At 71.1% G+C, this 14,204-nt stretch carries 10 protein-coding genes; 5 read left to right on the top strand and 5 right to left on the bottom strand.

Annotated elements, in window-relative coordinates; all coding sequences use genetic code 11:
• Positions 1 to 117 precede the first annotated feature (117 nt).
• The 5 genes from AC07S4_RS03450 to AC07S4_RS03430 all read right to left on the bottom strand — a co-directional run bounded on the left by AC07S4_RS03450 (position 118) and on the right by AC07S4_RS03430 (position 7,299).
• Complete coding sequence (locus tag AC07S4_RS03450; RefSeq protein WP_494985254.1) at positions 118 to 1,497, bottom strand: TolC family outer membrane protein; 1,380 nt, start codon at positions 1,495 to 1,497, stop codon at positions 118 to 120.
• 10 nt (positions 1,498 to 1,507) lie between these two features.
• Entirely contained in the window at positions 1,508 to 4,561 is a 3,054-nt protein-coding gene (locus AC07S4_RS03445; protein ID WP_494985253.1) for an efflux RND transporter permease subunit, read from the bottom strand.
• Positions 4,558 to 5,646, bottom strand: a complete 1,089-nt coding sequence (locus AC07S4_RS03440; RefSeq protein WP_494985252.1) for an efflux RND transporter periplasmic adaptor subunit — start codon at positions 5,644 to 5,646, stop codon at positions 4,558 to 4,560. The genes AC07S4_RS03445 and AC07S4_RS03440 overlap by 4 nt, the downstream gene beginning before the upstream one ends.
• A gap of 206 nt (positions 5,647 to 5,852) precedes the next feature.
• Positions 5,853 to 6,554: a TetR/AcrR family transcriptional regulator gene (locus AC07S4_RS03435; RefSeq protein ID WP_494985251.1), complete on the bottom strand. Its 702-nt coding sequence runs from the start codon at positions 6,552 to 6,554 to the stop codon at positions 5,853 to 5,855.
• 49 nt (positions 6,555 to 6,603) lie between these two features.
• Positions 6,604 to 7,299, bottom strand: a complete 696-nt coding sequence (locus tag AC07S4_RS03430; RefSeq protein WP_494985250.1) for a TetR/AcrR family transcriptional regulator — start codon at positions 7,297 to 7,299, stop codon at positions 6,604 to 6,606.
• Between the two features lie 122 nt (positions 7,300 to 7,421).
• Between AC07S4_RS03430 and AC07S4_RS03425 the strand changes: the two genes are divergently transcribed.
• Genes AC07S4_RS03425 through AC07S4_RS03405 form a run of 5 tightly spaced genes read left to right on the top strand, consistent with a single transcriptional unit; the run spans position 7,422 to position 14,197 of the window.
• Positions 7,422 to 8,564 carry a VOC family protein gene (locus AC07S4_RS03425; protein ID WP_494985249.1) on the top strand — a complete coding sequence of 381 codons (1,143 nt, stop codon included), beginning with the start codon at positions 7,422 to 7,424 and terminating at the stop codon, positions 8,562 to 8,564.
• A gap of 48 nt (positions 8,565 to 8,612) precedes the next feature.
• Entirely contained in the window at positions 8,613 to 9,569 is a 957-nt protein-coding gene (locus AC07S4_RS03420; protein ID WP_494985248.1) for a fumarylacetoacetate hydrolase family protein, read from the top strand.
• Positions 9,566 to 10,615: a quinone oxidoreductase family protein gene (locus AC07S4_RS03415; protein ID WP_494985247.1), complete on the top strand. Its 1,050-nt coding sequence runs from the start codon at positions 9,566 to 9,568 to the stop codon at positions 10,613 to 10,615. Before AC07S4_RS03420 ends, AC07S4_RS03415 begins: the two co-directional genes overlap by 4 nt.
• A 22-nt stretch (positions 10,616 to 10,637) precedes the next feature.
• Positions 10,638 to 12,578 (top strand): acyl-CoA synthetase, encoded by a 1,941-nt coding sequence (locus AC07S4_RS03410; RefSeq protein ID WP_494985246.1) that lies wholly within the window; start codon positions 10,638 to 10,640, stop codon positions 12,576 to 12,578.
• The gene (locus tag AC07S4_RS03405; RefSeq protein WP_494985245.1) at positions 12,575 to 14,197 is read left to right on the top strand and encodes a bifunctional 3-(3-hydroxy-phenyl)propionate/3-hydroxycinnamic acid hydroxylase; all 1,623 of its coding nucleotides are present in this window, start codon (positions 12,575 to 12,577) and stop codon (positions 14,195 to 14,197) included. Before AC07S4_RS03410 ends, AC07S4_RS03405 begins: the two co-directional genes overlap by 4 nt.
• The last annotated feature ends 7 nt before the right edge of the window (positions 14,198 to 14,204 follow it).

Here is a 14,204-nt window from a genome sequence, read left to right as displayed (position 1 = left end):
CTGCTGATTGCTAAGCCGCCCTGTTCGGTAAGCGCCTCCCCGCCGGCGGACGTGTGCGGGGCGGGCGCATATTCATCTACGCATATGCGTTTGCGCGCGGTGACCGCGCGCGCAGTCCTAGCGCTCCAGCCAGGGGGCAAGCCCGTTCAGGCTGTCCTCGTCCAGGCCGCCGGCCGCCAGCGCCAGGCGCAGACGGCCCATCAAATAGTCGGCGCGGCCCTGCACCAGTTCCAGCTCCGCCGCGAACAGGCGCTGCTGGGCGTCCAGCACGTCCAGCGCGGTGCGCGTGCCCACGTCGCGGCCGCGCGTGGTGGCCTCCAGCGCGCTGCGCGCCGAAGCGAGCGCCTGCTCCTGGGCCGCCACGCGGAACACGCCGGTGGCCACGGCCAGATAGCCTTCCTGCACCTGCAGCCGCACGTCGCGCTGCGCCGCAGCCAGCTGCTGGCCGGCCTGGCCCAGCCGGGCCACCGCCTCGCGCTGGCGCGAATCGAGGGCGCCGCCGGCATACAGCGGCACGTTGAGCACCAGGCCGATGGAGCCGCTGCGGTCGCCGTCCGGCGCCACCAGCGGCGACAGGCTGCCATGCTGCTGGCGCGCGCCGTAGCTGGCCACCAGATCCAGCGTGGGCCGGGCCGCCAGGCTGTGCCTGGACAGCTCGGCGCCCGCCATGGCCTGCTCGGACAGGCGCGCTTGCACCAGCGGGCTGCCGGCCGCGCCGCGCGCCTGCCATTCGGCCAGCGCGGCCGGCTCCGGCGCGCGCGGCACAAAGCGGGAGGCCAGCGGCGCCAGGTGCTCCGGCGGCGCGCCCGTGGTTTCGCGGAACTGCGCGCGGCGCAGCTCCAGCACCGATTGCGCCGCCACTTCGCGCGCGGCCACGGCGTCCAGCCGCGCCTGCGCCTCATGCACGTCGGTCACGCGGTCCTGGCCCACCTCAAAGCGGGCCTGCGCGCGTTCGCGCTGGCGGCCCACGGCGGCCAGCTCGGCCTGCACCACCCGCAGGGTCTCCTCCGCCACCAGCACGCCGAAGTAGGCCTGCGCCACGCGCAGCGCCAGTTGCTGGCGCGCCGCCGCGAACTGGGTCTGCGCCAGCGCGGTCTGCGCGTGCAGCTGGCGCCGCCCGGCGGCCGCGCCGATGTCGTACAGCGGCTGCACCAGCTGCACGCCGGCCTGCGAAGTGGTACCGCTGGCGGTGCCGGCCGCCAGCCCGGAAGCCTGCAGCGCGGCTTGCGCCGCCCCGTCGCCGTTCTGGCGGTAATGCAATCGGTTCACGCCGGCCTGCAGGCTGACGCGCGGCAGCAGCAGCGCGTCGCCCTGCACCGCCTTCTCGCGTCCCGCCGCAAGCGCTTGTTCGTCGGCCAGGCTGGCCGGGTCGTTGCGCAGCGCCTGGCGGTAGGCTTCCGCCACGTCCATGGCGCGCGCCGCGCCGCCCGGCAGCGCAAGCAGCAGGCCCAGGGCCAGCGCCGCCGGCAGGGCTTTCATCTTCATCTTTATCTTCATCTCGATCTCCTCAGGCCCGCACCGGGCGCACGGCGCGGTAGCAGGCCGCGTACAGCGCGGGCAGGAAAAACAGCGTCAGCAGCGTGGCCACCGCCAGGCCGCCCATGATGGCCCAGGCCATCGGCCCCCAGAACACGGAGTGCGTCAGCGGCACCATGGCCAGGATGGCCGCCAGCGCGGTCAGCACGATGGGGCGCAGGCGACGCACGGCCGACTCCACGATGGCGTCCCACAGCGGCGTGCCCTGGGACACGTCCTCGTCGATCTGCACCACCAGGATCACCGAATTGCGGATGATCATGCCGGCCAGCGCGATCACGCCCAGCATGGCCACAAAGCCGAACGGGATCTGGAAGGCGGCCATCACCAGCGCCACGCCGATCAGGCCGAGCGGCGCGGTCAGCAGCACCAGCGCCATCTTCTTCATGTCCTGCAGCTGCACCATCAACAGCAGCAGCACCACGATGACGGTCACCGGCATCACGGCGAACACCGAGGCCTGCGCCTTGGCGCTGGACTCCAGCGCGCCGCCGGTCTCGATGCCGTAGCCCAGCGGCAGCTCTTTGTTCAGCGCCTCCAGCTTGGGCCAGATGGCGTTGGTCACGTCCGGCGCCTGGGCGCCCGCGATGTCGGCGCGCACGGTCAGCGTGGGGATGCGGTTGCGGCGCCACATTTCGCTCTCCTCGCTGTCCAGCGACAGCCGCGCCACCTGCGACACCGGCACGAATTTTCCCTCGCGCAGATAGATCCTGGCGTCCTTCAGGTTGTTCAGGTCGGAGCGCTCGGCTTCCACCAGGCGCGCCGTCACGGCGATGGACTGGTCGTCCTCGCGGTACTGCGTGATGGGCGTGCCGGACAGCGACGCCTGCAACGCGGCCTTGATCTGCACCGAGCTCACGCCCAGGGCGCGGGCCTTGTCCTGGTCCACGTCCACGCGCATGCGCTTGACGCGCTCGGCCCAGTCTTCATTCACGGCGCGCACGTGCGGCTCGCTGCGCACGACGGCGCTCACTTTAGCGGCGATCTCGCGCACCTTGGCGGGGTCGTTGCCGTACACCCGGAACTGCACCGGATAGCCGACCGGCGGGCCGTTCTCCAGGCGGTTGACGCGGCCGCGCACATTGGCAAAGCGCTCGTCGAGCAGCTTGCGCAGCTTGGCCACCACGCGCTCGCGCGCCTCGCCGCCCTTGGTCATCACCATCATTTCACCCAGGTTCAGGTTGGGCGTCTGCACATCCAGCGGCAGGTAGAAGCGCGGCGCGCCCTCGCCCACGAAGCTGGTCACCGCTTCGATGTCCGGGTCCGCCTTGAGCTGGCGTTCCAGCTCGCGCACTTCGCCCTCGCTGGCCGCGAAAGTGGAGGCCTTGGGCATCCACAGGTCCACCATCAGCTCGGGACGGTCCGAGGACGGGAAGAACTGCTGCGGCACGGCCTTGAACAGCATCAGCGAGGCGGCGAAGGCGGCCAGCGTGGCGGCGATGACCCAGCCGCGGCGGCGCAGGCAGAAGTCCACCACCTTGCGGAACTTGAGGTAGAAGCCGCGCTGGTAGACCGCGTTCTCGTCGTGGTGGGCGTGGGCTTCCTCCTTGAGCAGCTTGAAGCCGATGTAGGGCGTGAACAGCACCGCCACCACCCACGACAGGATGAGGGCGATGCCCACCACCTGGAACAGCGAATACACATACTCGCCGGTGCCGGACTTGGCGAAGCCCACCGGCAGGAAGCCGGCGGCGGTGATCAGGGTGCCGGTCAGCATGGGGAAGGCGGTGGCCGTGTAGGCGTAGGTTGCCGCGCGGGTCTTGTCCCAGCCCTGCTCCAGCTTGAGCGCCATCATTTCCACTGCGATGATGGCGTCGTCCACCAGCAGGCCGAGGGCGATGATGAGCGCGCCCAGCGAAATGCGCTGCAGGTCTATGCCCATGATCCACATGGCCAGGAAGGTCATGCCCAGCACCAGCGGAATGCACAGCGCCACCACCAGGCCGCTGCGCACGCCCAGCGAGAAGAAGCTCACCGCCAGCACGATCAGCACCGCTTCGGCCAGGCTCTTCTTGAATTCATGCACCGAGTGCTCCACCACGCGCGGCTGGTCGCTCACGGCGTGGATCTGCACGCCCACCGGCAGGCTGGCCTGGATGCGCTTGACCGTCTCGTCGAGCTGCCGGCCCAGGCTGATCACGTCGCCGCCCTTGCGCATGCTCACGGCCAGGCCCAGCGCGGGCTGGCCGTTGAAGCGCATGCGCATCACGGCCGGTTCGGCAAAGCCGCGCCGCACCTCGGCGATGTCGCCCAGGCGGAAGGTGCGCTCCCCGGCGCGGATGCCGATGGCGCGGATGCCGTCCACCGAGTCGAACTCGCCGCTGACGGTGAGGCGCACCTGCTCGGCGGCCGTCTGCACGGTGCCGGCGGCGGCCACCGCGTTGGCCTGCGCCAGCGTGGCGGCGATCAGCGCCGGGTCCACGCCCAGCGAGGCCAGCTTGGCGGTCGACATCTCGACGAACACCCGCTCCTCCTGCTTGCCCACCAGGTCGACCTTGTTGACGTCGCCCACGCGCAGGAACTCGTTGCGCGCCGCGTCGGCCATCTTGCGCAGGTCGGCGTAGTCGAAGCCGTCGCCGGTCAGGGCGTACATATTGCCGAAGGTGTCGCCGAATTCGTCGTTGAAGAACGGCCCCTGCACGCCCTGCGGCAAGGTGTGGTTGATGTCGGCCAGCTTCTTGCGCACCTGGTACCACACGTCCGGCACGGCCGACGGCGGCACCGCTTCGCGCAGATTGATCTTGATCTGGGTCTCGCCCGGCTTGACGTAGGTCGACATGTAGTCGATCTCGGCCACGCCCTGCAGCTTGCGCTCCACCGGGTCGGTCACCTGGTCGGCCATCTGCTGGGCCGAGCTGCCGGGCCAGTTCACCTGCACCACCATGGTCTTGATGGTGAAGTCAGGGTCTTCCTTCTGGCCCAGGCTGCGGTAGGCCAGGATGCCGGTCAGCGACAGCAGCAACAGCAGGAAGGCTATCATCTGCTGGTGTTTGAGCGCCCATTCGGACAGGTTCACGCCCTTCATTTCGCGCCCCCGGCGAGCAGCACGCGCTGGTCCGGCTGCAGCATGTGCACGCCCGCCGTGACCACCGTTTCGCCGCCTTTCAGGCCGCCGGTCACCAGCACGCTGTCGTTCTGCGCGCTGCCCAGCTTGACCTCGCGCGCGGCCACGCGCTGCGATTTGGCGTCCACCACCCACACCTTGCGCTGGCCGCCGCCGTCGACGATGGCCGTCAGCGGCAGACGGATGGCGCGCTGGCCGTCCACGACGGGCGCCAGCACGGAGGCCGTCATGCCCAGGCGCAGCAGCGCCGGATCGGGATCGGCAATGGCGATGCGGGCGGAATAGGTGCGCGTCACGCTGTCGGTGTCCGGCGCCAGCTCGCGCAGCGTGCCGCCCCAGCTCTTGCCCGGATGCGCCCACACGCCCACCTGCAGCTGGCGCGCGCGGCGCAGTTCCTCGACGCGGGCCTCGGGCACGCTGATGACCACTTCGCGCTCGCCGTCCGCCGCCACCACGGCCACCGGCTGGCCGGCGGCCACCACCTGGCCTGCTTCGGCGCGCAGCGCGCTGACCACGCCGTCGCGGTCGGCCACCAGGGTGGTGTAGCCGCGCTGGTTGGCGTTGAGCTGCTGGCGCGCCAGCGCCGCGCGCAGCTGCGCCTCGGCCTGCTGCAGCGCCAGGCGCTGGTGGTCAGCCTCGGCCTGCGAGGCAAACTGCCGCGCCAGCAGGCTCTCGGCGCGCTGCACGTCCACCTTGGCCTGGCCCACGCGGCTGCGCGCCGCGTCCACCTCGGCGCTGGCGGCGGCCAGCTGCAGGGTTTCCTGCGCCGGATCGAGCTGCAGCAGCGGCTGGCCGCGCTTGACATGGCTGCCCACCTCCACCAGCCGCGCCACGATCTTGCCGCCGAAGCGGAAGCCCAGCTGGCTTTCATAGCGGGCGCGGATCTCGCCCGAGTAGCTGGCGCCTACGGTGCCGCTGCTTTCGCCCACCACCATGGTGCGCACCGGGCGCACTTCCTCGTGCCGGGGCGGCGCTTCCTTGGCGCAGCCGGCCAGCAGGGCCGCCAGCGCTGCGGCCAGGGCCGCTTTTCTAAAATTCAGGTTCACTTGAAAAGTCCTCCAATGTCAGGTGATCTGAACTATATACCATAACGACGCAATTGTCATTATGACGTTTAATACAGATTGACATTGAATACAGTTTGATCGGCAAGCACGGCGCGGCCGGCGCCGTGCGGGGGCACGGGCCAGCCGGAAAAAACCGGAACGGCAGCGAAGGAAGGGGGAGAAGCGCGGAGGGAGAGAGGGGCCGCTCAGGCAGCAGCCGGCGCCTGGGCGGCGGCGCGGGCCTGGGCGCGGGCCAGCAGGGAATCGGCGGCCGGCACCAGCTTGGGCAAGGCGCCCGTGGTCAGCTGCGCGGCCTGCTCCATGCCCATGCCCAGCATGCGCATCATGGCCGCCGCGATCTGGTCCGGATAGTCCTTGGCCACGCGGCCGCGCGCCATGCGGTCGAGCGCCGCCATGCCGGCGCCGCCCACCAGGTCGAGCAGGATCTCGAGCGGGCCGGGCGCGAACACGCCCTGCTGCTGCCCTTCCTGCAGGTCGGCAGGCAGGTAGCGGAAGGTGGCGTTGTTCTGCACCAGCATGCGCATGCCGGCGGCCGCCAGGAAGCGCGCCAGCAGGCGGTTGCTGCGCGCCAGGTGCAGATAGCAGCGGAAGGCGGTGGCCACGCGCGCGGCCGGGTCGGCAACGCCGCCCACCACCGGCTCGATCAGCTGCACCACTTCGCCGCTCAGCTCATCGGCCACGGCCACCAGCAGTTCCTCGTTGGTGCGGAAATAATTGTAGAACGAGCCCTGCGACACCTCGGCCGCCGCCACCACGTCGGGAATGACGCTGGCGCCGACGCCCTTGTCGGCGAACACGATCATGGCGCTCTCGATCAGGCGCCTGCGCATGCGCTCGCGCCGCTCGGCGGCCACGCGGGGACGGTGGTCAGTGGGTTTGTCGGCCATGGGCGCTCCGGGTAAGGTTGAGTTAGCTGTCAGTTTGACGAAAACGCGATCATACCAGATCGGCCTCGCCGCTGAAAAGCTGGGTGCGCCGCAGCAGCGAGGCCTGCGGCAGTTCGAAGGCCGGCAGCGGCAGCGCCGTCAGCCGCGCCGCCTCCGCCTCGGGCAGCCCCAGCGCGCGCAGCATGGCGCGCGCGCTGGCGTCCGGATAGTCCGGCGCCAGCGGTTCGCGCGCCGTGGAGCAGGCCGCGCTGAGCATCACGCCCACCAGCATGTCGGCGCCCACGCGCTGGCCGATGTCGCCGAAGCGGCGCGCCGCCACGCCCTGCTCCACGTCGCGCGCCAGAAAGCGCGCGCCCAGCAGGCTGCTGTTGGCGGCCGGGAAAGGCAGGCGCGCCATGAAGCTGCCGTACAGCGGAAAGCGCCGCACCGCGTGCAGCAGCAGCCGGGTGCCGCAGGCGATGCGCTCGGCCGGGTCGTCGCAACGCAGCACCACCGGATCGATGGCGCGCAGCAGTTCGTCATTGATCTCATTGGCCACGGCGGCCAGCAATTCCTCATTGGTGCGGAAGTAGTTGTAGAACGAGCCGCGCGCCATGCCCGCCCGGGCAATCACGTCTTCGATCACGGCGCCCGGCCCTTTTTGGGCGAACACCAGCAGCGCGCTCTCCAGCAATCTGGCGCGGGTTTTCTCGCGCCGCTTGGCGGCGACGCGGGTGCGGTGGTTCTGTGTTTCGTCTGTAGTCATGGTTGTCCTTCGCGGCCATTGTACGCAAATTCTATTTGACACACCAGTCATTATGACGGCACTGTCACTATTGCAAACAAACCCGCAGCCCTTGTGTGCTGCGGATCAGACAGGAGACCCCCATGAAACAAACCTACCCGGCCGCGCTGCGCACGCCGCCGTCCTATCCGCAAAGCGCCCTGCCGGACGGCATAGTGCCGCTGCAGCGGCCGGCGGCGCTGGCCAAGGCCGAGTCCCTGGCTTTTCTGATGTTCGAAAAGCCGGACCTGGACGCGGCCCAGGCCTTCCTCACCGACTTCGGCATGCTGCGCGTGGCGCGCAGCGACGGCCAGCTGCAGATGCGCGGCCACGGCAGCGCGCCGGCCATCTACCTGGCGCGGCCCGGCCCCCGCTCGCGCTACCTGGGCGCGGCCTTCACGGTGTCCTCCCAGGCCCAGCTGCAAATAGTGGAAGCCCAGGGCGGCGCGCGGCGCCTGCAATCGGCCGAGATTCCCGGCGGCGGCAGCGGCCTGGAACTGGTGGACCCGGCCGGCAACCTGCTCTGGCTGGTCACCGGCCAGGACCGGGTGGCCGCGCTGCCGCTGCGCGCGCCCTTGCACACGCAGACCAACAGCCACGGCGACGTGCGCCGCGTGAACGCCACCGTGCGCCCGCCGCTGGAACCGGCCGCCGTGGCGCGCCTGGGCCACGTGGTGCTGCAGACGGTGGACTTCGCCGGCATGGCCGCCTGGTATATGAGCCACCTGGGGCTGATCCCCACCGACGTGCAGTACCTGGCCGACGGCTCGCCCAACCTGGCCTTCTTCCGGCTCGACCTGGGCGACACCCCGGCCGACCACCACAGCTTCGTGCTGGCCGGCGGCATCGAGGAAAAGTACGAGCACAGCGCCTACGAAGTGGTCGACCTGGATGCGCTCGGCCAGGGCCAGAACGTGCTGCGCGCCCAGGGGCACCGCCACATGTGGGGCATAGGCCGCCACATCCTGGGCAGCCAGCTGTTCGACTACTGGTACGACCCGGACGGCATGGAATTCGAGCACTACACCGACGGCGACATGTTCACCGCCAGCCATGAAACCCACTACGTGCCGCTGGAGCTGTCCGGCATCTGGGCCTGGGGCGACGACGTGCCCGCCTCCATGGGCGTGCAGCGCAATCTCGGCACCATCGTCAAGGTGCTGCGCCTGCTGCTGCGGGGCCGCCTGTCGCTGGGCCGCCTCAAGCTGCTGGGCGGCGCCATGGCAAACGCGCGCCCCTGGCTGTAAGGCCGGGCCGCGCCTTTCTACGCATACCGCATATTCAAGGAGTACTGTATGGCTGTCCAAGTTATTCATTTTCTGCACGACGACGCCCCCGCCTGGGGCGTGGTGCACGGCCGGCGCGTGGCGCTGCTGCCGCAGCGCTACGCCGGCACCGCCGGCTTCGTCACCGAAGGCCTGGACCAGGCCTGGGCCAGCACGCCGGACCAGGCCACGCTGGAGCTGGACGCGCTGGCGCTGCTGTCGCCGGTCAGCGCGGACCGCCAGTTCATCTGCCAGGGCATCAACTACGCCAGCCATGTGCGCGAGTCCGGCATGGACCCGTCGCGCATTCCCTTCAACACCCTGTTCACCAAGGCGCCGTCCTGCCTGGCCCCGGCCGACGCCGACATCGTGCGTCCGGCCCACGTGCGCCTGCTCGACTACGAAGTGGAGCTGGGCCTGGTGCTGCGCCGTCCGGTCGGCCGGCCGGTCGCGGTGGCGGCGGACCGGCTACACGAATGGCTGGCCGGCGTCACCATCGTCAACGACATCTCGGCGCGCGACGTGCAGCTGCCGCAGGCCCAGTTCTACAAAGGCAAGAGCTACCGGGGCTTCGGTCCCACCGGCCCCTTCCTGCTGCTGCTCTCGCCGGACGAGTGGCGGCGCTGGCCCGAACTGCGCATGCGCCTGAAGGTGAACGGCCAGCTGCGCCAGGACGCCTACTGCGGCGACATGATCTTCAAGCCGCACCAGACCCTCACCGAGCTGTCGGCCCTGCACGACCTGCAGCCCGGCGACCTGATCGCCACCGGCACGCCGTCCGGCTGCGCCGCGCGGGCGCCTGGCAAGCTGGCCATGTGGGTGATGCGCCACCTGCTGTCGGACGCCGCCAAGTGGCGCCTGTTCATCCGCAAGGGCATGGACAATCCCGCCTACCTGAAGCCGGGCGACGTGATCACGGCCGAAATCGGCAGCGAGGACGGCGCGCTCGACCTGGGCTGCCAGCGCAACCGCGTGGTGGCGCCATGAGCGCCGCCAGCTACGGCGCCAACAACGGCAACGGCCTGGCGTCCGTGCTCGGCCAGTTCGGCGGCCCGGAGCAGCTGCAGATGCGCAGCCTTCCGCTGCCGGTTCCGGGACGCGGCCAGATCGTGGTGCGGGTGCGCGCGGCGTCGATCAACCCGATCGACACCCGGCGCCGCGCCGGCTACGGCCGCCGCCTGCTGTCGCTGCTGGGCGCGGCGCGCTTGCCGCTGGTGCTGGGCAACGACTTCGCCGGCACCGTATGCGCCGTCGGACGCGGCGTGACGGCCTTCCGCGAAGGCGACGCCGTGTTCGGCGCCAAGCCGCCCTCCAGCCAGGGCAGCCACGCCACCCACGTGGTGGTGGACGCCGCCATGGCGCAGCACCAGCCGCAGGGCGTACCGCCCGAGCAGCTGGCCGCCCTGCCCTACAACTTCCTCACCGTCTCGCGCGCGCTGGCCGGCGCCGGCATCACGCGCAGCAGCGTGCACGGACGCGAAGTGCTGGTGCACGGCGCCTCCGGCGGCCTGGGCCTGATTGCGCTGCGCATGCTGCACACCATGGGCGCGCGCGTGACCGCCGTGGCCGGCGCCCGGCGCGAAGCCTGCCGCCAGGCCGGCGCGGCCACGGTGCTGGACCGCCGCACCACGCCGCTGCGCGCCCTGCCCTGCCACTTCAGCGCCACGCTGAACTTCGGCAGCTGGGACGACGAGGCGGCCCTGCTGGACCTGCTCGCCCCCGGCGCGCTGGGCCACGCCACCACCGTCCATCCCTTCCTCGGCCTGCTCGACAGCAAGGGACTGGCCGGGGGCATGGGCGGGGCCTGGCTGGAAAAGCGCCGCATGTCGGCCCGCGTGCCGGACGGCGCGCACTACGCCTGGACCGTGTTCCGGCCCGACGCCGCCACCCTGGCCCACCTGGCCGAACTTGCGCCGCACCTGCAGCAGTCCACCAAAACGGTGCGCTTCACGCTGCCGCGCGCGGCCGAGGCCCACCGCCACGTGGAGCAGCAGCTGCCGGGCCGCGCCATCCTGATTCCCTATATGACTTGAACAAACCAGAAGGAGACAAACAATGGACCACCCCACCACCAGCGCCGCAGCGGCGCGCGCCCCCGTGCGCTCGCTGGCCGACGTGCACGCAATGGAAGCGGCCGGCTGGCAAGACGCGCTGCCCCAGCACACCACTTATGAACTGCTGCGCCAGGCCGGCGCGCGCCACCCGCAGCGCACCGCCCTGCATTTTCTGCCGAGCGGCGAGCCCGGCGCGCCGGCGTCCGCCGTGAGCTACCAGGAACTGTTCGAACGGGTCACCCGAGCCGCCAACGCCTTCCACAGCGCCGGCATCGGGCGCGGCAAGGCGGTGGCCCTGCTGCTGCCCAACCTGCCCGAAACCCATTACGCGCTGTGGGGCGCGCAGGCGGCGGGCATCGCCGCGCCGGTCAACCCCATGCTGGATGTGGCGCATATCGCCTCCATCATCGAGGCCACCGGCGCAGAGGCGCTGGTGACGACGGCGCCGCAAGCCGGCAGCGACATATGGGACAAGGCCATGGCCGTGGCGGCGCGCTGCCCAACCCTGCGCACCATCTACGTGGCGGGCATGGACGGGAACGGCGCAGCAGAGGCGGCAGAGGCAGCAGAAGCAGCGACGGCGGCGCTTCCCGCGCCGCGCCCGGACCTGCGCCTGCTGTCCTTCGCCGCCGCTATGGAGCGGCAGCCCGCGTCGCATTTGCTGTGCGCGCGCCCGCCGGCGCCGGACGACGTATGCGCCTATTTCCACACCGGCGGCACCACCGGCCTGCCAAAAGTGGCGCAGCACACGCACCGCAACGAGGTCTTTGTGGCGGCCATGCTCGCGCGCCTGCAGCCGGACCCGCACGTGGTGCTGTGCGGCCTGCCGCTGTTTCACGTTAACGGCGCCATGGTCACCGGCCTGGGCGCCTTCCACGCCGGCTGGGAAGTGGTGCTGCTCACGCCGCAGGGCTACCGTGGCCCCGGCGTGCTGGCCAATTTCTGGCAGCTGGTGCAGCGCTTCCGCGCCACCACCTTCAGCGGCGTGCCCACCATCTTCGCCGCGCTGGCCGCCCTGCCGCTGGGCGGCGCGGACATCTCCTCGCTGCGCCAGGCCTTCTGCGGCGCCGCGCCCCTGCCGCCCGACGTGGCGGCCCGCTTCGAAGCGGTGGCCGGCATTCCGCTGTGCGAAGGCTACGGCCTGACCGAGACGGCCTGCATCGCCGCCATCCATCCGTCCGGCGTGCAGCGCCGCCCGGGCAGCGTCGGCCTGCGCCTGCCGCACCAGGCGCTGCAAGCCTGGCAGGTGGACGCCGACGGGCTGGCCACGCGTCCCTGCCATGAAGGCGAGGTCGGCGTGATCGGCGTGTGCGGCCCCAACGTCTTCCCCGGCTATCTGCGCGAGCGCGACAACGCGGGCATCTGGCTCAAACCCGGCTGGCTCAACACGGGCGACCTGGGCTACCTCGACGGCGAAGGCCATCTGCACCTGACCGGCCGCGCCAAGGACCTGATCATCCGGGGCGGCCACAATATCGACCCGGCCATGATAGAGGACGCGCTGCTGCGCCATCCGGCCGTGGCGCTGGCGGCCGCAGTGGGCCAGCCCGACGCCCGCGCCGGCGAACTGCCGGTGGCCTATGTGACCCTGAAACCGGGCCTCGCGGCCACGCCTGAGGCGCTGCAGGCCGCCGCGCGCGAACTGGTGCCCGAACGCGCCGCAGCCCCGGTGCGGGTGGAAGTGCTGGCGCAGCTGCCGCTGACGGCGGTGGGCAAGCTGGCCAAGGCCGAACTGCGCCTGCGCGCCGCCGAACACGTGCTGGGCCAGCTGCTGGCCGCCAACGGCATTGCCGGCGAGCTGGCGGTGCAGGCCGATGCGGCGCGCGGCACCGTGGTGCGGCTGCGCTGCGCCGGCGCCGATGCGGAACTGGCGCGCAGCCTGCTGTCGGCCTTCCCCTTCCCCCTCGACTTGCTGCCGCAGGCAGGAAAGGACGCAGCATGAGCCAGCAACTGCCCGCCACCGTCGACGTGCTGCTGTGCGGCATGGGTCCGGTCGGCGCCACCGCCGCCAATCTGCTGGGCCGCTACGGCCTGCGCACCCTGGTGATAGACAAGGCTGCCGAGATCTTCATGGCGCCGCGCGCCATCGTGCTGGACAACGAAGCGCTGCGCATCCTGCAGATGGCCGGCCTGGAGGACGGCGCCTTCGCCACCTGCGCCGTGGCCGAGGTGCAGATGCACTCGCCGCTGTTCGGCCAGTACGCGCGCGCCAACACGGCCGGACAGATCGACTGCCACCCGCAGCTGGTCACCTTCTACCAGCCGGAACTCGAGCGCGTGCTACGCGACCGGCTGCGCCAGTACGGCTGCGTGCAAACCGCGCTGGGCGCCGAACTGGTGGACTACACGCAGGACGAACACGGCGTGCGCGCCACTATCCGCCAAGCCGACGGCTCGCTTGCCACGGTGCAGTCGCGCTTCCTGGTGGGAGTGGACGGCGCCAGCTCTTTCGTGCGCCGCCACCTCGGCATGGGCTTCGAAGGCAAGAGCTTCACCCAGGACTGGCTGGTGGTGGACGTGCGCAACGCCCCGGTTCCAATCGAGCACATTGAATTCTTCTGCGACCCGCGCCGCCCCTCGCCGCACATGCCGGCGCCGGGCAACCGCCAGCGCTGGGAGTTCATGCTGCTGCCGGGCGAGACGCGCGAGCAGATGGAGCACCCGGACACCATCCGCAAGCTGCTCGCCCCCTGGTGCGACGCCAGCGAATGCAGCATCGAACGCACCGCCGTGTACCGCTTCCATGCCCGCATTGTGGACCGCTTTTCGCAGGGCCGCGTGTTCCTGGCCGGCGACGCCGCCCACATCACGCCACCCTTCGTCGGCCAGGGCCTGGTAGCCGGCCTGCGCGACGTGGCCAACCTGTGCTGGAAACTGGCCTGGGTGGCGCAGGGGCGCGCGCCGCTGTCCATGCTCGACAGCTACGACGCCGAGCGCCGCCCGCATGCGCGCGCCATCATCAATATGGCGCGCATGATGGGCGCGCTGGTCATGCCCCGCAACCGCGCCACGGCATTGCTGGTGCACGGCCTGATGGGCGTGCTGCACCGTTTTCCCGCCACCCGCGCCGTGTTCGAGGAACTCAAGTTCAAGCCCGCCAACCGCTTCAAGCACGGCCTGTTCCGGCGCGGCCGGGGCGGCGCCCGCCTGCTGCGCGGCGGCCAGCTGCCGCAAGGCTGGCTGCGCCGCGCCGCCGGCGCACCCTGCGTGGCCAGCGACGAGGGCCTGGGCAACGCGCTCACGCTGGTGGGCTTCGGCTGCGATCCGGCCGCGCGGCTGGACCCGCAGCTGCAGGCCGCCTGGCGCGCGGCCGGCGGCCAGATCGTGGCGCTGGGCCATCGCGGCCAGGCTGGCCTGGGCGGCGGCGCGTGGGAGGACATGAGCGGCAACCTGGTGCCTGGCGCCGCGCCGGTGGGATGGGTGGCCGCCGTGCGCCCCGACCGCGTGGTGCTGGATGACGGGCCGCTGGCCGCGCTTGATGCGCTGGTGCGCGACACGCTGGATTTGCTGGGCCGCCAGGCCGCAGCCACTGCTCCCTTGGCCCCCGCCGTGGCCGGGTGACGCTCCG

The sequence above is a fragment of the Pseudoduganella sp. GW821-FHT05F09 genome, assembly GCF_059419605.1.
The sequence above is the reverse complement of the archived record's forward strand: the minus strand, read 5'-3'. Positions and strand labels throughout refer to the sequence as shown.